Here is a 21,211-nt window from a genome sequence, read left to right as displayed (position 1 = left end):
GTGAGCGGGTGAGTGTATTGGTAAAATCAGAAACGTGGCTTTCCCAAAAATGGAAAACAGCTTGGCAACAACAAATGACCATCGTCTCACGGTGGCAAAGGGGGAAGAGCTTGTTTGACCAACAACGGGTAAGCGAATTAACTATAAATGCGGGAGAAATTACGGCAACGGTCAATGAACAGCAAATGATCTATGACCAACGTATCAGCTGCCACCCGCTTGCGCCCGATCAGGCGCAAGCGGTATACGACAGCTTTCGCTCAAATCAAAGTTTGGTGATGCTGCCTTATCTCAAAACAGTTGATGAGCAGCTGTTAAACGAACCCTTGCGAACGTTGTTCCTCTCGAAATCGTTTGATTACAATTGCTCATGCGCAGAAGGCGAACCGCCCTGTAAACATTTGGCAGCTGTAGCGATGAAGGTAGCGGAGCAGCTTGTTCAAGATCCGAGGCTTTTTTTTCAATTTCGAGGATTGGATTGGGACCAACTGCTTGATTCGTTACAGGTTCAAAAAACGGATGATGAGCAACAACGTCGTCAAGCTGAATACAAATTGACTCCGCTGCCGCAGCGGACGAATTTTCAACCTACTCCGCGCAAGCCAACGGGTACGCCGCCGTTTTGGATTTCTCCGTTTCCATTCCCATTGATCATGGAGGAAATCTTTTCAAAGATACAAGAGGAGACGGAAACGCCAGATTACGATGAATGAAAAATAGGCGGTGGTTTAAGGGGGGGATAGGCGGGTGTCGTTACGCATAATTATAATCCTTCATATGGTGGTATAGAGACACAAACCTAAAGGAGAGGGATTTATAATATGGAAAACAACAAGAAAATGCCGCCGATGCCCCCGATCAAACCAGAATCGACGTACCAACCGCCTGTAAAACCAAAACAGGAGATGCCGCCACAACCGTCGCTGCCGCTGCAACCGCCAAAAATGCCACAAATGCCAGTTATGCCGCTTGCGCCCGCGCACGAAATGAATATTCCGCTAGAATCCTCGCATTGTCCAAGTCAGCAGCATTTGATGCCAAAAATGCCGAAATCACCGCATGTTCCGAAGCCGCACCAGTCACACATGTCGATGTCGATCTGTATGGAAAAAGTCCATTATCATAAGAAGAAAGTACGCCATTATGAGAAAAGATGTCGGCAATATCGATACCATAAGCGTAAATACGCATATTACATGGAAAAGCGAGCCTATCATCTGAGTAAATATGAGTTCTACATGAATCAGCGGAACTACGACTCCCCTTATTCCTCCTATAGTCATTATGATTCATACGATTATCCAAGTTCTTCTTTCCCATTCTATTAACTTACATTGGAATAACGGATGCCCCCTTACGATACAATGGTAAAGCGATACGTAAGGGGGTTTTTACATGAAGGCTGACGCTGTTTTTGAAGGGGGCGGGATCAAAGGGCTTGCTTTTCTTGGAGCGGTAGAAGTAATGGAAGAAGCCGGCTATCAGTGGGAACGATTGGCGGGTACGTCAGCAGGCTCGATCATTGCCGCGCTGTTGGCGACGGGGATGAGCGGCAAACAAATTGTATCTGCCTTTTTGTCCTTTCCCTTTCATAAATTAGAAGTCGGAATAGGCTTGAATCGGATTCCTTACTTGGGACCTTATCTTTGTCTAAGAATGTTTAATGGTCTTCACTCACTAGATTTGTTGCAACAATGGTTAGAAACACAGTTTATTCAAACAGGAAAAATAGCGTTTGGCGATTTACCCGATCAAAAATTAAAGATCGTTGTAACCGATGTAACTCGCAATAAAATGTCGATTATCCCTGATGATCTTCCATCTTATGGAGTTGATCCTAACACATTTCCCCTCGCCGCTGCAGTGCGAATGAGCTGTTCTGTTCCTTTTTTCTTCCGTCCGACTTTTCTAGAGAATAGTTTAATCGTTGATGGCGGTGTGTTAAGCAATTACCCTGTTTGGATCTTTGATTCGAAAGAAAGGCCAAAATGGCCGACCTTTGGTTTTCGCTTGTCTGGCGCCCCATTGGTAGCCCAACCGCAGAAGATCAAGGGACCCATTCGACTTGGAGTCGCCCTGATTCGGACGATGCTTGAAGGGCAAGGACAGGTGTTCATTGATGCCCACAGCGCCGCCAGAACCATTACAGTCAAGGGGATTCCTTATGCCGCTACCGATTTCAGACTGACGAACACAGAAAAAGAAGAACTTGTTCAACTCGGCAGGGATGCCGCGGTCGACTTTCTAATCCGTTGGAATTTCGAACAATACGTTTCGGTCTATCGACAGACAGCAACAAAAATGAAAGTGTAGCCAATATTAAGCAGAAGAACTTTTCTGCTTGTTTTTCTCTGCTTCACCTGGACGAGCTGGCGTTGTATACTGTTTTTAAAAAGGGTGTGCGTGAAGATTGGCCTATTTCTCGGCAATGCTCAATATACAAGGGAAAGATTGTTTAGTCGTCGGCGCGGGGGCGGTCGCTGAAAGGAAGTTGAAAAAATTGTTGGCGGCCAAGGCAAAAGTAAGGGTTGTTAGTCCGCAGGCAACACCGACCATTCGCGGATGGGCGCAGCAAGAACAAGTAGAATGGGTAAAGCGTACGTTTCAAGCGGATGACGCGCGCGGCGCGACGCTAATTGTTGCCGCTACGGATCAGGCCGAGGTGAACATTGCTGTCTATGAAACAGTTAAGCCGCAGCAGTGGATTAACATTGCTGATCGACCGGACTTGAGTACCTTTATTTTTCCTGCTGTTTTGACGCGAGGCGATTTACAACTATCGATCTCAACAGCAGGGGCTTATCCGGGTTTAGCTAAACATTTGCGGAAAAAATTAGAGCGTGAGTATGGCTTGGAATATGGGTCATATCTTACTTTTCTAAAAGAAGTGCGCCAACAGATCCTTTCCCTCGGTTTAAATAAAACGGAAACGTCCAAGCTTTTGCGTATGTACCTAGATGAACGTTACGTTGAAGCGGCAAAAGAGGGTGTTTTAGATGAGTTAGAACAGGCGGCCTTGGAGGAACTCGCTATACTTAAAAACAAACCCAACTAATTTGATAGGGTTTGTTTTTTTATTTCCAAAAATGTGTTGACAGCTTGGGGTTTATAATTTATATTACTCTTATCTAATAACTCGGGATTGGGAAGGGGCTGGAAAACTTGGGCGAGCGGATGACGTCAGAATGGAAAAAATGGAAAAATAGATTGGTGTTACCGTTGATCTGTTTAGCTTTGGATATGAGTTACGTTGAATTCGAACAAGTTTGGGATTGCAGTCAACCGAGGGAAGTGGAATGAATAGGAGCGGGGTGTTAGTCATCGCTCACGGTTCGCGTGATCCAAAGTGGATCGCGGCGATTGACGAAACAGTACAAAAGGCAAACACGGACTGTTCGGTTACGATTGGTTATTTAGAATTGGTTGCTGGTCGCAGTATTCAAGATGGCATCGAGGAACTTGAGCGCAAAGGAGTAGCTCGAATCATTGTGGTCCCCTTGTTTATGACGATGGGCAGCTCCCATTTGAATGAAATTCAATATATGCTTGGGTTGATTGACAAGGCGGCCATTCCGACTGATCTGAAGCCCGTTAAAACGGAAGCTAAGCTCATTTGGGCGTCGCCGCTAGAAGATCATCCGATTGTTTCTCGTATTATCGAAGCGCGCGCGAGAGAATTATCTAAAGAATCGATGTCAGAGATTGTTTTGCTCGTTGGGCATGGCAGTGATTGGCCAGGGTTTAAAGAACGGTGGGATCAATTGTTACAACAGCTTGGGCAGAGGCTAAGGAATGCGGTTAGTTTTAAAAGAGTAGAAGCCGTAACCCTAAACAGCCAACAATTAACGCGACGAGCTAAAGAGCTTGAGGGCCTGGGGCGGTTGCTCGTTCTCCCTTTATTTGTTAGCGCGGGTTACTTCACGCAACACAAGATCCCGCAAGCTTTAGCTGATGTCAATTGCGTGTATTACGGTAAAACATTACTGCCTGATCCGCTAATCACGAACTGGCTAGAAGAAACGATTAATATGCATTTAATAAATTGTGATTGACTAAATTGTTTGAATAGACTAGACTTAAAATCAATTAAGCCCAGTTGTTAACTCGGCATTGTGGTTGAATAGATAAGTGGATAGGGAGATGAGGGAAGTGACAGTGAAGCAGTGGAAATGGGCAAATGATCCAAAGTTACATAAAATGGAGCTTGCCAAACTGGAAAAGGATGGACTAGACGTTATCGATACGATCGTGAACAAATATGCCAATGAAGGCTATGATTCGATTGAATCCACTGATATGGATCGGTTCAAATGGGCGGGTGTTTATCAGCAACGTCCAAATAACGGTCATTTTATGATGCGAGTGCGAATCCCAGGCGGGATCATTACGAGTGAACAGGGGCGCGCCTTAGCGGAGATTGCTAAAGATTACGGACGAGATTTAGTAGATGTGACGACGCGTCAAGCGATTCAGTTCCATTGGTTAACAGTCGAGACATTGCCTGATATTTTTGAGCGCTTGGCAGCGGTCGGATTGTCTTCGTTCGAAGCATGTGGAGATTGTCCGCGCACGATCGTCGGTAATCCGTTGGCGGGTATCGATCCGCACGAAGCGTTTGACACGCGGGAACTCGTCGCTGAATTGGAACAATTTTTCTTGTTGAACCGCGATTTCTCCAACTTACCGCGCAAATATAAAATGTCCATTTCTGCCAATCAGTACAACACGGGGCATGCGGAAATAAATGATTTAGCGTTTACCCCCGCCAAAAAGGTGATTGATGGGCAGGAAGTAATCGGCTTTCACGTATGGGTTGGCGGCGGTTTATCAGCGAGACCGTATATGGCTCAAAAATTAGACGTTTTCTGTCCACAGGATGAAGTGGTGAAAGTCGCAGCGGGCGTAACAACCGTATTCCGCGACTTTGGTTACCGTGAAAAACGTCATTACGCTCGTTTAAAATATTTAGTCGCTAATTGGGGCGTAGATAAATTTAAAGAAGAGTTGGTCAAAGTGACAGGTCCTTTAGAGAGCGCCGGAGAGGACTTATATAAGGGGTGGAATGCTGGTTATTTCTACGGAATCCACGAACAAAAACAAGCGGGCCTTTATTATGCGGGCTTGTCGGTGCCTGTCGGTCGCATGAATGCCGATGAATTGATCCAATTAGCTCAACTGGCGGAAACCTACGGGGACGGCACGATTGGCACGTGTAACTCACAGAACGTATTGATACGCAATATTCCCGCTTCAAAAGTAGAACAATTTAAACAAGAGCCGTTAATTGTCAATCGTTTTAAACTGAAACCGAATACGTTTGTCGGCTATGCTGTTTCCTGTACGGGGAACGAATATTGCAACTTGGCGATTGTTGAAACAAAAGAGCGGATGCGATCACTAGCTGAATATTTAGATGATACGGTTGAACTCGATACGCCAGTCCGAATCCATATGGTCGGTTGCCCTAACTCTTGCGGACAACGCCAAATCGCGGACATTGGCCTGCAAGGCGCCTTGTTAAAAACAGATGAAGGCATGATTTCCGCTTTCGATGTGCATGTTGGCGGAACATTAGGGCTTGATCAAGCCCGGTTTAACCAAAGGTTGAAAGCGCGGATTGAAGCGGATCGGTTAGGTCCTTTCTTAGCCCAGTTAATTGGTTCTTATAAGGAAGAGCGGATTGAGGGTGAGTCCTATTGGCAATATGTTGAGCGTGTCGGGGTCGAACACATCCAAGCCCAGGCAGATCAGATCATTGAGGGAGCGAAGCTAGGGGGGTAGCGTTTTGAGAGGAGAAGTTACCAACGAGGTTTTTCTATATAAGGTCGAAGCCGTCTTATCTGAAAATAAGCTGATGACGATTATTGTCGTCGCGGGTTCGGACGAAAAAGCGTTTACTTCTGCGGAAAACAATCTTGTTAGACATACTATTTCATCGCCGAATATACAACAGTTAAGCATCGTTGAAAAGAAACCATTGTCACGCGGCGGTGTCGGTTATGTTATTGAAACATTGTCATTTGATTAAGAGGGCAGTGTAGGTAAGAAGACGAGGGGAGGCTTGGCCTCCTCGCTCTTTTAACGATAAAACCAAGTAAACATATGTGATAAAAGACAAGAGCGGGGGTTCATGCTGATGTTTTATCTAGCTATGGCAATAGCTTTATTTTTTGCAATGAACATCGGCGCCAGCGGAACAGCCGCCTCTATGGGAGCAGCCTATGGAAGTGATGCCATTTCGAAACGATGGGCGATGATTTTAGTCTCGATTGGCGCCTTGGCAGGCGCGGTGTTGGGCGGCGGGGCAGTCGTTAAAACGATCAGCGGCGGAATTATTCCCGCCACAATTTTAGATGTCAATCTTGTTGTGATCATCCTGACATCCGCTACATTAACGCTGTTTATCGCAAATCTCATGGGGATTCCACTATCGACCAGCGAAGTGACAGTCGGAGCGATCGTTGGAGTTGGAATCGCGTATCAGGAAGTATACTTGCAAAAACTGCTGTTTATTATGAGCTTTTGGTTGATTGTGCCAATCGTCTCTTTCATCGGGGCTTTTCTCTTAAGTAAAGCGATCCGAAAAATAGAGGCTCGTTGGCCCGTTTTGAAGGGAAAAGGAAAATGGAAAAAGTGGCTGAGTCTGCTTTTAATTGTGACAGGCTTCTATGAAGCATTTTCTGCGGGGATGAATAATGTCGCTAACGCGGTTGGGCCGTTAGTCGGCGCGGGGCTGTTAAGCGAAACGAGGTCCGTTTGGATCGGCGGATTTTTTGTCGCGCTCGGCGCGCTATTGCTTGGTGGACGCGTGTTGGAGACAAATGGGAAAAAGATAACGCGACTTTCATTATTACAAGGGAGCGCCGTGTCGCTGACAAGCGGAACGCTCGTTGTCGTCGCTTCCATCATGGGGATTCCGGTGCCACTAACCCAAGCTACAACATCCGCGATTTTAGGAGTGGGGACATCAGATCACGGGTTTCGTTTGTGGCAAAAGGGAGTGATCAAGAAAATTATGAAGGTTTGGATTGTCTCTCCAGTTTCCTCTCTTGTCGTGTCGTTCGTCCTCATTCATGTCGCTCTAAAGCCGGACCCCTATATTATTACGGTCATTATTAGCGTGTTGATTGCGACAGTCGGCAGCATCAGTTTATCGCAAGCGATTCGCAGAGAAAATCGGTCCTATAACGACCAAGGTGGAGGAATTTAAATGAGTAATCAAACGTTCTCCTATGCAACTTTGGCTGAACAAGATTATCAACAGGTGAATGAACATTTAGCAAAGGGAGATACACTCGATACATTGAAATGGGCTTACCAACAATTTGGCGAGAAACTTGTCTACGCTTGCAGTTTTGGCGCGGAGGCGATGGTCATGATCGACCTCATCTACAAAGTGCGTAAAGATGCAAAAATCGTATTTTTAGATACGAACAAGCATTTTAAAGAGACATATACGTTAATCGATGAGGTTAAGAGTAGATATCCCGAGTTGCAAATTGAGTTAAAGCTACCGGATTTAACGCTTGAGCAACAGGCGCAACAGCATGGTGATGAGCTGTGGAAAAGCAACCCAGATTTATGCTGCAACCTGCGTAAAATTAAGCCGCTTCATGAGGCGTTGGACGGAGCGCAAGCGTGGTTGTCTGGTTTGCGTCGCGATCAATCGCCGACACGGGCAAACACGGAATATATTAATCCAGATCCTAAGTTTTCATCCATTAAAGTATGTCCGTTAATTCATTGGACTTGGGATGATGTGTGGAACTACATTAAAACATTCCAGCTGCCTTACAATCCATTGCATGACCAAGGCTATCCGAGCATTGGTTGTGAAACGTGCACATTGCCTGTTGAAGATGGCGCGGACTCAAGACTAGGCCGCTGGGCTCATACAACTGGAAAAACAGAATGTGGTTTACATAGTTAACATGAAAATGGAGGAAGAGTAGATGAGTAACTTAGCCCACGGGGGAACATTAATAAACCGGATCGATTTGAGTGTGGACACTCAATCGCTTACGAAAGAAATAGAACTCGATGCGTTTGCCCTATCCGACCTAGAATTGATTGCGATCGGCGCTTACAGCCCGTTGACGGGTTTTATGACGGAACAAGACTATCAAAATGTTGTGGAAAATATGAGGCTTGCAAATGGCGTCGTGTGGAGTATTCCGATTACGTTACCTGTGAGCCCGAACCAAGCTGAACAATTGGTTGTTGGTGACAGCGTCCGTCTTGTTCAAAACGGGACTGTCTATGGGATCTTAGAAATTACGGATATTTACCAGCCGAATAAAGAGCGCGAAGCGGAAGCCGTTTATCGAACGACTGATCTCGCTCATCCAGGGGTTGGGAAGTTATTTGAACGCCCGGATGTCTATATAGGCGGGCCGATTACTTTGGTGAAAAAACCAGAGAAAAACCAGTTTAAGGAGTTCTATTTAGATCCGCAAGAAACAAGAGCGGTGTTTGCTGAGCGTGGGTGGAAAACGGTCGTTGGTTTTCAAACGCGCAATCCCGTCCATCGCGCCCATGAATACATTCAAAAGACAGCGCTTGAAATTGTTGATGGACTCTTCTTAAATCCATTGGTCGGAGAAACCAAATCAGATGATATCCCAGCGGATGTGCGTATGGAAAGCTATCAAGTGTTGCTGCGTCATTACTACCCGCAAGATCGTGTGTTTTTAGCCGTTTTCCCGGCCGCGATGCGTTACGCGGGGCCACGAGAGGCTATATTCCATGCCATTGTTCGCAAAAACTACGGTTGCACGCACTTTATTGTAGGTCGTGATCATGCGGGCGTTGGAAACTATTATGGAACCTACGATGCTCAGTTGATTTTTCAACAATTTTCGGAAGATGAACTCGGCATCACACCGTTGTTCTTTGAACATAGCTTTTACTGCAAGGCGTGCGGCAACATGGCCTCCACGAAAACATGTCCACACCCGATGGAAGATCGCGTCATTTTGTCTGGCACGAAAGTTCGCGAGATGTTAAGTCGCGGGGAAGCGCCGCCAGCTGAGTTTAGCCGTAAGGAAGTCGTTGAAACTCTGATTAAAGGACTTGAAAAAACGGTCGCTATTAAATAAGTGGAGAGGAGGAGTTGCTGTGTCGGCTACAAATATCGTATGGCATACGGCGACAGTGCAAAAGAAAGAGCGTCAACAATCAAATCAACATAAAAGTTGTATTCTCTGGTTTACGGGGTTATCCGGATCTGGCAAATCGACGTTAGCGAATGAGGTGGAAAAAAAGTTGTTCGAGCTTGGCGCGAAAACGTATACGTTGGACGGAGATAATGTGCGTCATGGACTTAATCAAGACCTAGGCTTTACGGACGAAGATCGCGTAGAGAACATTCGAAGAATCGCAGAGGTGTCGAAACTGTTTGTTGATGCGGGCGTGATCGTCTTGACTGCGTTTATCTCACCATTTAAACAGGATCGTCAAGTCGCGCGGGATTTGGTAGAATCAAGTGAATTCATTGAGATCTATGTTAAATGTTCGTTGGAAGAATGTGAAAGAAGGGATCCTAAAGGGCTTTATGAAAAGGCAAGAAGGGGCGAAATTCCGCATTTCACAGGAATTTCTTCGCCGTATGAGGAACCGTTGAATCCTGAACTAGTCATCGAAAACGATCAACTAAGCGTTCAACAAGCAGTGGAGCAAATCATTGAATATTTAAAAAAAGAACAACTGATTTAACCGGTCCTAAACAGGGAGAAAAATACTTTTTCTCCCTGTTTTTTTATTTATGTTAAGAAAGTCGTTGAATTTCTGTTTGTTTCACAATGAAACTAGAAATTAAGTAGAGAGTATGATAAAGTTTTTCTAATTAGGAATGTTTTTCGTTACATAAAAAGTGAATGGAGGATCAGTCCATGAGATACCCTTTCGCCGATCGAGTCAAGAAGTTTAAGTCTTCTGCTGTGCGAGATATTCTAAGTGTCATTCAAAAAGGGGATGTCATTTCGTTTGCCGGCGGGATGCCATTCGAAGATTTCTTTCCGAATGAAGCAGTCGAGCGGGCTTTTAGCAAGGTTTTTCAATCTGGGAAAAGTTCAATGCAGTATGGTTTAACAGAAGGATTTATGCCGTTGCGGGAACTGCTTAGTGATCAACTAAAGCAACAGTCGATGCGTTTTGACGCGGAGAATATTTTGTTAACGACCGGTTCGCAACAAGCGATCGACTTGTTTAGTCGGGCCATGCTTTCGCCTGGCGATGTTGTTTTAACAGAGGATCCGACCTATTTAGCCGCGTTGCAGGTGTTTCAGTCGTATGAAGCTGAAATCATCGCGGTTGAAAGCGATGAAGATGGGATGGATCCCGATGATTTAGAACAAAAAATGAGGCAATACCGTCCGAAATTTGTTTATATTGTACCGACTTTTTCAAACCCTGAAGGAAAGGTATGGAGCGCGGAACGTCGGCAATTATTGCTAAATTTAGCGCAGCGATTTAACGTATTGATCTTTGAAGACGATCCGTATGGTGAAATCAAGTTTGATGATCAAAAAGAGTTTACGCCGATTGCCGCTTTTGATGAAGAAGGGACACATGTCGTCTACACGAGCACCATCTCTAAGACCGTCGTGCCCGCTTTGCGAATTGGATGGGTAGCAGGGCCTTACCAAGTGATTCGGATGATGGCTCAAGTGAAGCAATGTTCCGACCTTCATTCAAGTTCAATTGATCAACAAGCGCTGTACTACCTGTTGCAAGATTTTGATCTAAAAGGGCATATCCGCATGTTGCGCGAAGAATATTACAAGCGGATGGTTATCATGCAAGATTATCTGAAAAAGATTGAATCGGATTCCATTTCTTGGATTGAACCGCAAGGCGGAATGTTTCTTTGGGTTACGTTAGGGGAACAAGTTGATACGACCGTGTTGTTAATGGACGCCATTAAAGAAGGAGTCGCGTATGTGCCGGGGGCTCCCTTTTACGTGGCGAATCCACGGGTTAATACGTTGCGCCTCAACTTTACGCACGCTACTCCTGAGCTGATCCAACTCGGGATGGATCGTTTAACAACGGTTTTGAATCGTCTGCAACCCGGAAATGAGTCCCCGCCCATTTTGTAGCCGAAGGCGCGCCGCGTGACTGTTGTCACAGACAGTTTTTAAGCGTTAATATAGTATTGATACTAGTAATTAACGTCAGAGAGGAAGTAGCGGAATGGAATCGCTTATTTTACCTGTTAGTTTTTTCTTGATCGCGTTGTCCTTGATCGGGACGCTTTGGGTCGCCAAAGATCCGGGCGCGGAAAAGAAATATTCTACGAAAACAGTCGGCAATTTTACGAGACTGACGTGGTTTTATGTGATTATCACGTTGATTATGCTGCTTATATTTTTGTTTGTATGATAATAATTTAGGTAAAGAGCCTGTTCATCGGGCTCTTTTTTCTATGCTTATTTTCCTAGTCTATTTGTCACTGAGTATTAGGCGGGTGAATAAAGTGATGTTAGCAATGCTAAGAAGTCTAGAGAAAGGGAGATCATAAGATGTCTAAGCCGAGGAGCCGACGATTACAAAAACGCAGAGGTAAAGGCAATAGGCCGCTGCTTACCCTTCAACCGACGAAGGATTTTTTAAGAAGTTCAAATCAATCCCGTCCCACGTTTGACCCTGACCTCGATATCGATTTTAATTTAGACGACTTAGAGAGCAGAGATATATTTTGGGAAAACGATGGAAGCCCTTCGGCTCAGTCTCAAGGGCCAACACGAGCGCAGGAAGTTGCGGCAGCCCTTGATGTCATAGAAAATCCGCCTTTTCCCGCTAGAAAAGCGCAAGATAAGTTAGAAGCGGACGTTGAGAAGACGGACGCCGCTATGCAGCGCGAAATTATTAAATCAAGGAAAAATGATGTTCAACGAGCAATTATTTATACCGATGATATTCGAGACCATGCCGTTACGAGCGAGAAGATTGCAAAAAAGACGATCGACACCTCCAAATTAAAAGATAGCAGCGTCGACACGAAAGTATTAAAGGATTACGCAGTCGATAACCGTAAACTAGCCGATCAAAGTGTCAATGCCAGTAAAATTGCTCCAGGCTCAATTGATGAAATTCATTTATTAGATCAGTCCATATCGGGAGCAAAATTAAAAGATCGTTCCATTTCTGGTGTCAAACTGATGGATAATAGCGTGACATCTGACAAGTTGGCTGATAAAACGATTGATGCGATGAAAATAGCGGATCAATCAATTGAAACGAAACACCTGAAGGAACAATCCATTACGAATGAAACCCTACAGGATGAGACGATTTCAGGGGGGAAAATAAAGAAAGGGACGATCGATACCGACCATTTAAAAAATTATGCCATTGACACAGCAAAGTTGGGGATTGGCGTCGTCGATTCCATTAATCTAAAAGATGAAACGATTATTTCAACGAAACTAGCGAACCAAGCGGTCTCCTCTCAGCATATTCAAGACGGGGCAATCGACCGCCAGCACATCAAGGAAGGCTCGATTCAAAGTCAACACTTTTTAGATCAGTCGATTTCTGGAAGGAAACTTACGCCGGGATCCATCGCCTCCGATCTGTTACAAAGCTCGGCGGTGACGACAGAGAAACTGTCGCATCAAGCAGTAACCAATGAAAAGATAGCAAATGCCTCAATATCAACTAATCATTTGCGGGATGGTTCTGTTACCGCCGCTAAATTGGCTGAAAAGAGTGTGACCACATCAAAATTGGCAGCAGGTTCGATCACTTCTAAACAAATAGGAGAAGACGTTATCGAAAGAAAGCATTTGAAAGATGGCGCAGTGAGCGCAGCGCAAATCGAAGACAACGCAATTACAACTGCCAAGCTGGCTCCAGAGTCTGTCGGAAGAGACAAATTGATTGACCACTCGATTTCGACCGAAAAACTAGCGGACCAAAGTGTCACAGCGCAGAAGTTGGCTAAAAACGTGATTACGCCTGATCATCTTCAAGATGGATCTGTTACCGGCAGGAATTTGACGCGACGATCAGTGACTACTGAACATATTGGGGACGAAGCAATCACTTCTTTTCAAATTAAAGAAGATGCAATTCAAGAAAGTCATATTAGCGAAGGAGCTGTCACCTCCCGTAAACTGGCAGATCACTCGATCACCGCTGCGCATCTAGAGGATCATAGCGTGACCGCCAAAAAAATTGCGCCGCATTCGATCAGTGACGATAAAATCAGTTTAGACGGGATTGACGGTCTGTACATTAAGAAAGGAACCATTCGCGGGGATCATCTTCAGGAACAAACGGTGCAACCGATTCATTTGCAACGAAAAAGTATTTATCGCGACCACTTGCGCGATGGGATTGTATCGGCAAAGAATATTGCGTCAGAAGGCGTGGTCGGCGAGAACATTGCAGAAGCTGCGATCGACAGCAAGCACATTCGAGACGGCGTAGTGGAAAGCAAGCATATCAAAGCGGCCTCAATAAAGTCTGAACACGTTGATGAGAACGTCGTCACCGTAAGACATCTTCAAGATGGTATTGTTAGCTCGCGGAAACTACAAAATGAAAGTGTCACAACCGACAAGCTTGCTTTTCATTCTGTAACAGGGGAAAAGATTAGTCGAGACTCCATTCATAGCGATCATCTCCAAAGTGGAGCTGTTGATGGCTCACACCTCCAATCATCTGTGATCTCCGCGCGCCATCTTCAATCCATGGTTGTGCAATCTCGACACCTAGCAGAAAACATCGTTGCGGAAAAGCATTTACTTGAGGAATCGGTCTCCACGGATAAACTCCAAGATCAAAGTGTCACAACTGAAAAACTGGCCAAAGAATCGATTACAGACGATAAATTAGCTCACGGTTCAATTGCGACTCATCACCTAAAAAAAGAAGTTGTGCATGGTGAACACATCCAATCGGGAAGTGTGACGGCAAGACATTTAGCTGAAAATGTTATTTCTGAACAACAGGTCCAAAATGATGCTGTTTCCACAGAGAAGCTTCAAGATAAAAGTGTGACATCGGAAAAAATTGACGCGGAAGCAGTCACAGCCGATAAGCTGGCCAAAGATGCAATAGCGAGCCCGCATATACAAGCTGAAAGCATTCAAAGCAAGCATTTAAACTTACGAATCATTGCATCCGGTCATATTAGTCAATACACAGTGACGGAAGACCATTTGCAAGATCAGATCATCTCTACTGATAAATTAAAAAACCAAAGTGTCACGTCGGAAAAACTTGCCCCCGGTTCAATCACGAAAGAAAAGTTAAACTTAGATGCGTTTAGCGGTGAACTAATTGAAAAAGGATCAATTCATGGAGATCATCTTCAAGCTGAATGCATTGACACTGTTCACCTCCAAGACGGAGTCATTTCCACAAGTAAACTCCAAGAGCAAAGCGTAACGGCAGATCAGTTAGCATTGAAGTCAGTGACAGGGGAGCACCTAACCGAAAAATCAATTACGGGAAATCACATTCAGCCCGATACGGTAGAGGGTAACCATTTACGCCAAGATAGCGTATCATCTGGACATTTAAGAAAAGATTCCATCGAAACAGATCATCTCCGAGACGGTGCCATCTCTACAAGCAAACTCCAAGAGCACAGCGTAACGGCGGATAAGTTAGCATTGAAGTCAGTGACAGGGGAGCATTTAGCTAAGGAATCCATTACAGGTAAACACATCGCGGTTGGCGCTTGGGAAGGCAAACACCTTCAACTGGACAGCATTACTTCAGACCATATCATCGACGGCTCGGTTTCGGGGAGTAAGCTGCAAGATGGTAGCATTACGGTATCTAAACTGGCTGCAGACTCTGTGGTCGGCGAAAAAATAGTCAAAGGAACCTTGACAGGAGAGCATCTCCTAGCGGAATCAATCGAAACGCAACACTTGCAAGAAATGAGTATAACCTCTGAAAAAATAGCGGAGCAGAGTGTAACGGCAGAGCATTTACAGGATGAATGCATCAGCGAGACCAAATTGAAGGACGGAGCTGTCACGGGGGCAAAGTTACAGAACGACAGTGTGACAACAGAAAAATTGACCGCAGATTCAATTACGGAAGAAAAAATAGCGAAAGGGTCAATTCATAGCGCCCACATTCAAATCGAATCGATTGGCAGTCAGCACCTGGTAGCGCGCTGTGTGACATCTGGCCATTTAAGCAAAGATAGTGTGTCTGATGAACATTTGCGCGATGGCGCCGTATCAACGGATAAACTTAGTGACATGAGCGTTACTTCTGAAAAAATAAATACGGCAGCGATTACGGGTGAGAAAGTAGCTAAGGAAACGCTAAGCGGTGAACATCTGCAACCAGCAACGTTAAAGGGAGAACATCTTGAGATTGGTACGCTTGGCGGTAGCCATCTAGCTGAACAGACAATTGGGAGCGAACACCTGCAGGAGCAAGCAATCGTTACAAACAAATTAGCGGACGACAGTGTAACAACAGCCAAACTAGCCAATGAGTCGGTTACTTCAGAAAAAGTCGCTAATGAATCGATTACATCGGTTCATATTAAAGAAGAAAGTGTTCAGGGCAACCATATCCAGTCCCGAAGCATTGCGGCGACGCATCTTAATCATTTTACGATTCATGAAGAGCATGTACAAGATCAAGCAATCAGTACGAAGAAGCTTAAAAACGAAAGTGTTTCAGCAGAGAAAATCAAGCCAGCGGCGATTGAACCAAAACACATCCAAGAAAATTCAATCACCCCATCAAAACTGGCATTTCAGCCAGTCCAAACGAGCAAAGGAAATAAAAATACGATTCAACAGTTTGGTTTTTCTGCCTATCAATTTGAAGGGGATGCGGAAACAATCGACCTAGTTATTGCTTTTGAAGATCAGTACGCTAATGAGAACTATGCCCTTGTCGGGATGTGCCATGATTCGAATGTTTATGTGTCGTTAAAGCAACGAATGACAGATCACGCAGTCGTCACTGTTACACGCAGAAAATCAGATCAGTCCGCGGAAGGAATGATCACTTGGATTGCAATTGGCGAAAAAGCGGCGAAACCAGTAGATGTTGAAGAAGTACAAGAAGAGCCGAATGAACAAACTGAGCAAATGTATAAAAATAGAAGACGCCGAAAAAGAAGATAGACTGAATCATAAAGCCTAGTTAAGCAACTAGGCTTATTTTTTCTGTATTTGTGTGATCTAACCAGGGGCTACAGCCGTTTCCGTAAAATACCTACATCCATAAGATAACAGTGGAATGGTACACAAAGGAGTGAAGCGGTTGCAAAATCGATTAAAGGGCGCGAGCGAATCGAGCGAGCGAAGGGCGTGGCAAACATTGATGGCGCGCTTGACGTATAATGTGGCGGCGCTAACAAAATATCACCCCCAGCTTATGCGCGCATTACCAAAGGATAGACAGCAAAGACTTTGTGATGAATTAAAAGGAATAGAAAGGTTAACAGCTCAAGTTGTTTCACGAATGAAGCATAGCGATCGAACTTACGTAAGGGTCAAAATTGGCGGAAATTGGGCGCTACTCAGTCGGACTGTTTTCGCGCGGAGCAGGAGGATGCGAAGAGGGCAGCTGCAAAGGGCCTTTGGACAGGGGAGAACGAAACGAATAATCGACCAATTGCGTTACTTGCGCGTTAATGTAGACGACCTTTATAAAGGAGTCTGCCGTGATACAAGATATAGGATTTTTGAAATCCTTCATCTATTAGATAGAAAATACACCTTTTATCTTGTTTCTAGTATGAATCCAATTAAACCGTTGGCAACTAAAAAGGAGGTAAGTCCGATTCCACCTCGACAGCAGCCCCAGAATAGGATCGATAAGAAAGAAGTGAGCAGAACGCTGACAAGTAAAAAGAAAGTAAGTCCGATTCCACCTCGACAGCGGCCCCAGAATAGGATCGATAAGAAAGAAGTGAGCAGAACGCCGACAAGTAAAAAGAAGGTAACTCCGATTCCACCTCGACAGCAGCCACAGAATAGGACCGGTAAGAAAGAAGTGAGCAAATCGTTGACAAGTAAAAAGAAAGTAACTCCGATTCCACCTCGACAGCAACCACAGAATAGGATCGGTAAGAAAGCGCCGAAACGTCCTTTTGCTCCAAAAAACGCAAGAAGCAGGCCGGTTCCAAATCAAACGCTCGAGCTCCCGCTGATCGACAGTAATAACTACGAGTCGTTGCAAATGGCGCCACAGCCATCCTATAAAGAACGTTTGTCGAAGAAAAGAACACTACGCAAGCGACGCGCTCGGGAAAATGCGCCAGAGGAATTATTGCTAGATTCGGTTCAGGAGCAGGAAAGAGATTCAAATGAAATTTATCTTGACTCACGAGAATTTGATGTAGATTCGTTATTGCAGGAATTGGAGACGGATGATCCGAGTTTAATGTAAGGACATAAAAGTATAGGATACGCTAACAAGGGAAAAAACTGAATCGAGAAGAAAGATGGAGGAGGCTTGTTAGCGTATGCCTGAATTACCTGAGATGGAAACGTATCGAAGGTTGCTTTCACGTTTAATTGTTGGTCAGCCGATCACAAAAGTGGACGTGTTCCGTGAGAAATCGATTAATATAAACTCGCTTCATTTTCAAACTAGGCTGCTTGGTCGTAAAATGATTGCCATCCAACGACGAGCAAAATATTTAATATTTGAACTAGACAATGGGCAGTTTCTATTGCTTCACTTGATGCTCGGTGGGTGGATGTACGTTGGCTCGGATCAAGACAAGCCTGATCGAACTTTTCAAGTCATTCTTTCATTCGCGCGCCGATCGTTGTATTTTATAGGATTGCGATTAGGTTATCTTTATCTTTACGACTACCAATCGTTAACAGAAAAACTGGCTTTTAGGTCCCGAACCACTAGAGCCCCATTTCACTGAAGAGCAGTTTGTTATGAGAATGAATACGAAGGCGGGACGGTTGAAAACGAGTTTGATTAATCAAGATTTTATTGCAGGTATCGGTAATTGTTATGCGGATGAGATATGTTTTTCCGCTCAACTTCTCCCTTTGAAGAAAGGAAAGGATCTTACGCTAACTGAAAAGAAAAAACTTTATAAAGCAATACAGGATGTGTTGCTAGAGGCCATTGATTACGGCGGGTATATGGAACACCCGCTATTCGGGGGAGATACAATAACAGGTTCCTATGGTTCACTTTGCAAAGTGTATGATCGTAGCGGTGAGCCGTGCCATCGCTGTGGGCATAGGGTGATTCAGGAGAAAGTGTCGGGAAGAAAAGTGTTTTATTGTAAAAACTGCCAACATTAATTTCGATTGACATTGATTAGAAATAGTCTCGTCTATTGCGGTAGAAGTGTGATAGAATATTAACTGACTTCAGCGTAAATCCTTTACCTTGTTAAAGAAGGAGTTTGTGCCACGGGATGGATGCTGAACAGTCGTTGCTTTAGTGAAGAATGATGGGTTAAGAAAGGAAATTAAAACGATGATTACAGCGAGTGGAATTACTTTACGATATGGAAAACGGGCGCTATTTGAAGATGTAAATATTAAATTTACACCAGGCAATTGCTATGGATTAATTGGCGCCAACGGGGCTGGTAAGTCCACTTTCCTAAAAATATTAGCCGGTGAAATTGAACCGAACAAAGGCGAAGTGATTATGCACTCGGGTGAACGTTTAGCTGTTTTAAAGCAGGATCACTACGAGTTTGATGAGTTCGAAGTTCTAAAAACGGTGATTATGGGTCACGAACGACTTTACGAAATTATGGAAGAAAAGGATGCGCTCTACGCAAAAGCGGATTTTAATGAAGATGATGGAATGAGAGCGGCGGAATTAGAAGGTGAATTCGCTGAGTTAAACGGTTGGGAAGCGGAATCGGAAGCGGCGGAGTTGTTGATGGGACTAGGGATTGCGAAGGAACTTCATGAGAAGCAAATGGCGGATCTAGAAGGGAACGAAAAAGTCCGTGTTTTACTAGCCCAAGCCTTGTTTGGACGGCCAAACAATCTGTTGCTGGATGAGCCGACAAACCATCTAGACGCGGAATCGATCGCCTGGTTACAAAATTTCTTGCTTAACATTGGCGAAGATACAACCGTAATCGTAGTCTCTCATGACCGACACTTTCTAAATCATGTGTGTACGCATATTGCCGATATTGATTTCGGAAAAATTCAGCTGTATGTTGGCAACTATGATTTTTGGTATGAATCAAGTCAACTTGCGCTTGAATTACAACGTGATCAAAACAAAAAAGTAGAAGAAAAACGGAAAGAGTTAGAGAAGTTTATTGCTCGTTTTAGTTCGAATGCTTCTAAAGCGAAACAAGCGACTTCACGTAAGAAACAATTAGAAAAACTAACATTAGAAGATATTAGACCTTCTTCAAGAAAATATCCGTATGTCAATTTCAAATCAGAGCGTGAGGCAGGCAGACAAATTTTGACCGTCGACCAGCTATCAAAGCAAATTGACGGCAATCAGGTTTTAAAAGGCATTAGCTTTGTTGTTAATAAAGGCGATAAAATTGCTTTTGTTGGTCCAGATGGCTTGGCTAAAACAACGCTTTTTAAAATATTAATGGGTGAACTTGAGGCGGATCAAGGAGAATACAGTTGGGGCGTAACCACCTCTCAAGCGTATTTTCCGAAAGACAATGCCGAATATTTCGATGGGGTTGAGCTAAATCTCGTCGATTGGTTGCGTCAGTATTCTAGTGATCAAGATGAAACGTTTGTGCGCGGTTTCTTAGGACGGATGCTGTTTTCGGGTGAGGAATCCTTAAAGAAGGCGAGTGTTTTATCCGGGGGAGAAAAAGTGCGCTGTATGTTATCGCGGATGATGTTGTCTGGCTCAAATGTGCTTATTTTAGATGAACCCACCAACCACCTTGACTTAGAATCGATTACTTCTTTAAATAATGGGATGATTGAATTTGATGGAACGGCTTTATTTGTATCGCATGACCATCAATTTACGCAAACGGTTGCCAACCGTATCATTGAAATCACACCGAATGGCTTGATTGATCGAATGACATCCTATGACGAGTACTTGGCGAGCGAGGAAATACAGCAACTTCGCGAAAAAATGTACGCGTAAATTTTAAAAAATCTCCTAGCCGTGAGCGAGCGCATCGTTTCATGTTAGGGGATTTTTTGTATTTGATTGGACCGTGTAATTGGCGATTTGAATCCGCTAAGTCAACGACTCGGCTTCACCCCTCTGGGCGTTTATGCATATGTTAGGGTACGAAGAAAAAAAGAGAGGTGACAGACTTTGACATGGCGTGCCACAACAACACAGGCGCCAAATCGGATAAACGTTGTCATTAATCAACAAACTAAAAACACAAAATCTTTAACCGAATCGTTTTCTAAAATATCCAATGATTCAGGCGCCGTCCCACATGAGCGCTTTTTACAAATTACTAAAGAATTAGATCGTTTAATTGGGATGAAAAGTATTAAAGACTTAATATATGAAATTTATGCCTTGCTTTACATTAACCAATGCAGGCGAAAAGAAGGGCTGAAAACAGACGGTCAAGTGTTGCATATGATTTTTAAGGGGAACCCAGGGACTGGGAAAACGACCGTCGCTCGAATTGTTGGAAAATTGTTTAGGGAAATGGGCGTGTTGTCGAAAGGGCATCTTGTTGAGGTGGAAAGGGCCGATCTTGTCGGTGAATATATTGGTCACACGGCGCAGAAGACGCGTGAGCATATAAAAAAAGCGATGGGCGGTATTTTGTTTATTGATGAGGCGTATTCGCTTGCGCGCGGCGGTGATAAAGACTTCGGCAGGGAAGCAATTGATTGCTTAGTTAAAGGGTTGGAGGATCATCGCAATGACTTCATTTTGATTCTTGCCGGTTACTCAGAAGAAATGGATGATTTCCTCAGCTCCAACCCAGGATTGCCCTCGCGTTTCCCGATTCAAGTCGACTTTCCTGATTATCTATTGGATGAACTGATGCAGATCGCGGAGATGATGGTCGAAGAGCGGGAGTATCAATTTTCTAGTTATGCCCGACAGAAATTAAGAAAACACTTACAAACAAAATTGTCGCATTCGAGTCGTTCTTTTAGCAATGCTCGACATGTCCGAAATCTGATCGAAAAGTCGATTCGATTCCAAGCGGTTCGCTTGATGCAGAAACAAACGCCAAGTAAAGAAGATCTAATTACGATTGGTTCGGATGATCTACGCTGTGATTCTCAACACACGCGGTGGTGAAGGTAGG

The 21,211-nt window shown here is 44.3% G+C and carries 18 protein-coding genes and 1 pseudogene; all 19 read left to right on the top strand.

All coding sequences use genetic code 11. The features are described from left to right. Positions 1 to 17: 17 nt before the first annotated feature. The 19 genes and pseudogenes from BEP19_RS01090 (at position 18) to spoVK (ending at position 21,204) form a co-directional block, all read left to right on the top strand. Positions 18 to 713, top strand: a complete 696-nt coding sequence (locus tag BEP19_RS01090) for an SWIM zinc finger family protein (protein ID WP_120188018.1) — start codon at positions 18 to 20, stop codon at positions 711 to 713. A 108-nt stretch (positions 714 to 821) separates the two neighbouring features. Then, entirely contained in the window at positions 822 to 1,328 is a 507-nt protein-coding gene (locus tag BEP19_RS01085) for a hypothetical protein (protein WP_120188017.1), read from the top strand. 67 nt (positions 1,329 to 1,395) lie between these two features. After that, positions 1,396 to 2,313, top strand: coding sequence for a patatin-like phospholipase family protein (locus BEP19_RS01080; protein WP_120188016.1), 918 nt, complete (start codon positions 1,396 to 1,398; stop codon positions 2,311 to 2,313). Between the two features lie 97 nt (positions 2,314 to 2,410). Then, entirely contained in the window at positions 2,411 to 3,055 is a 645-nt protein-coding gene (locus BEP19_RS01075; RefSeq protein WP_120188015.1) for a precorrin-2 dehydrogenase/sirohydrochlorin ferrochelatase family protein, read from the top strand. Positions 3,056 to 3,162: 107 nt separating this feature from the next. Next, entirely contained in the window at positions 3,163 to 3,300 is a 138-nt protein-coding gene (locus tag BEP19_RS17470) for a hypothetical protein (protein ID WP_170145207.1), read from the top strand. Continuing rightward, positions 3,297 to 4,052, top strand: a complete 756-nt coding sequence (locus BEP19_RS01070) for a sirohydrochlorin chelatase (RefSeq protein ID WP_120188014.1) — start codon at positions 3,297 to 3,299, stop codon at positions 4,050 to 4,052. The genes BEP19_RS17470 and BEP19_RS01070 overlap by 4 nt, the downstream gene beginning before the upstream one ends. 88 nt (positions 4,053 to 4,140) lie before the next feature. Beyond that, positions 4,141 to 5,781 (top strand): nitrite/sulfite reductase, encoded by a 1,641-nt coding sequence (locus BEP19_RS01065; RefSeq protein WP_120188013.1) that lies wholly within the window; start codon positions 4,141 to 4,143, stop codon positions 5,779 to 5,781. A gap of 4 nt (positions 5,782 to 5,785) precedes the next feature. Continuing rightward, positions 5,786 to 6,028, top strand: a complete 243-nt coding sequence (locus tag BEP19_RS01060) for a DUF3906 family protein (RefSeq protein WP_245983214.1) — start codon at positions 5,786 to 5,788, stop codon at positions 6,026 to 6,028. A 102-nt stretch (positions 6,029 to 6,130) separates the two neighbouring features. Then, the gene (locus BEP19_RS01055; protein WP_120188012.1) at positions 6,131 to 7,210 is read left to right on the top strand and encodes a sulfate permease; all 1,080 of its coding nucleotides are present in this window, start codon (positions 6,131 to 6,133) and stop codon (positions 7,208 to 7,210) included. Then, positions 7,211 to 7,930: a phosphoadenylyl-sulfate reductase gene (locus tag BEP19_RS01050; protein ID WP_120188011.1), complete on the top strand. Its 720-nt coding sequence runs from the start codon at positions 7,211 to 7,213 to the stop codon at positions 7,928 to 7,930. A 22-nt stretch (positions 7,931 to 7,952) separates the two neighbouring features. Then, positions 7,953 to 9,098, top strand: a complete 1,146-nt coding sequence (gene sat, locus BEP19_RS01045; RefSeq protein WP_120188010.1) for a sulfate adenylyltransferase — start codon at positions 7,953 to 7,955, stop codon at positions 9,096 to 9,098. A gap of 19 nt (positions 9,099 to 9,117) precedes the next feature. After that, positions 9,118 to 9,714: an adenylyl-sulfate kinase gene (gene cysC / locus BEP19_RS01040; protein WP_120188009.1), complete on the top strand. Its 597-nt coding sequence runs from the start codon at positions 9,118 to 9,120 to the stop codon at positions 9,712 to 9,714. Positions 9,715 to 9,890: 176 nt separating this feature from the next. Further along, positions 9,891 to 11,099, top strand: coding sequence for an aminotransferase-like domain-containing protein (locus BEP19_RS01035; protein WP_120188008.1), 1,209 nt, complete (start codon positions 9,891 to 9,893; stop codon positions 11,097 to 11,099). A 94-nt stretch (positions 11,100 to 11,193) separates the two neighbouring features. Beyond that, complete coding sequence (locus tag BEP19_RS01030; RefSeq protein WP_120188007.1) at positions 11,194 to 11,382, top strand: hypothetical protein; 189 nt, start codon at positions 11,194 to 11,196, stop codon at positions 11,380 to 11,382. Between the two features lie 140 nt (positions 11,383 to 11,522). Then, complete coding sequence (locus BEP19_RS01025; protein WP_120188006.1) at positions 11,523 to 16,112, top strand: WIAG-tail domain; 4,590 nt, start codon at positions 11,523 to 11,525, stop codon at positions 16,110 to 16,112. A gap of 139 nt (positions 16,113 to 16,251) precedes the next feature. Continuing rightward, a complete protein-coding gene (locus BEP19_RS01020; protein ID WP_120188005.1) occupies positions 16,252 to 17,382 on the top strand; it encodes a hypothetical protein in 1,131 nt (376 codons plus the stop codon). A gap of 76 nt (positions 17,383 to 17,458) precedes the next feature. Further along, a pseudogene (gene mutM / locus BEP19_RS01015) lies at positions 17,459 to 18,266 on the top strand (bifunctional DNA-formamidopyrimidine glycosylase/DNA-(apurinic or apyrimidinic site) lyase). Positions 18,267 to 18,444: 178 nt separating this feature from the next. Continuing rightward, complete coding sequence (locus BEP19_RS01010) at positions 18,445 to 20,067, top strand: ABC-F family ATP-binding cassette domain-containing protein (RefSeq protein WP_120188004.1); 1,623 nt, start codon at positions 18,445 to 18,447, stop codon at positions 20,065 to 20,067. A gap of 177 nt (positions 20,068 to 20,244) precedes the next feature. Continuing rightward, a complete protein-coding gene (gene spoVK / locus BEP19_RS01005) occupies positions 20,245 to 21,204 on the top strand; it encodes a stage V sporulation protein K (protein WP_120188003.1) in 960 nt (319 codons plus the stop codon). Positions 21,205 to 21,211: the final 7 nt, after the last annotated feature.

The organism is Ammoniphilus oxalaticus (assembly GCF_003609605.1).
GTDB classification, from domain to species: Bacteria; Bacillota; Bacilli; order Aneurinibacillales; family RAOX-1; genus Ammoniphilus; species Ammoniphilus oxalaticus.
The sequence above is the reverse complement of the archived record's forward strand: the minus strand, read 5'-3'. Positions and strand labels throughout refer to the sequence as shown.

Coding starts and splice junctions, on each gene's coding strand:
- BEP19_RS01050 (WP_120188011.1), top strand. CDS start 7,211: ATGAGTAATCAAACGTTCTCCTATGCAACTTTGGCTGAACAAGATTAT.
- BEP19_RS01080 (WP_120188016.1), top strand. CDS start 1,396: ATGAAGGCTGACGCTGTTTTTGAAGGGGGCGGGATCAAAGGGCTTGCT.
- sat (WP_120188010.1), top strand. CDS start 7,953: ATGAGTAACTTAGCCCACGGGGGAACATTAATAAACCGGATCGATTTG.
- BEP19_RS01035 (WP_120188008.1), top strand. CDS start 9,891: ATGAGATACCCTTTCGCCGATCGAGTCAAGAAGTTTAAGTCTTCTGCT.
- BEP19_RS01085 (WP_120188017.1), top strand. CDS start 822: ATGGAAAACAACAAGAAAATGCCGCCGATGCCCCCGATCAAACCAGAA.
- BEP19_RS01055 (WP_120188012.1), top strand. CDS start 6,131: ATGCTGATGTTTTATCTAGCTATGGCAATAGCTTTATTTTTTGCAATG.
- BEP19_RS01010 (WP_120188004.1), top strand. CDS start 18,445: ATGATTACAGCGAGTGGAATTACTTTACGATATGGAAAACGGGCGCTA.
- BEP19_RS01070 (WP_120188014.1), top strand. CDS start 3,297: ATGAATAGGAGCGGGGTGTTAGTCATCGCTCACGGTTCGCGTGATCCA.
- BEP19_RS01030 (WP_120188007.1), top strand. CDS start 11,194: ATGGAATCGCTTATTTTACCTGTTAGTTTTTTCTTGATCGCGTTGTCC.
- BEP19_RS01065 (WP_120188013.1), top strand. CDS start 4,141: ATGAGGGAAGTGACAGTGAAGCAGTGGAAATGGGCAAATGATCCAAAG.
- BEP19_RS01025 (WP_120188006.1), top strand. CDS start 11,523: ATGTCTAAGCCGAGGAGCCGACGATTACAAAAACGCAGAGGTAAAGGC.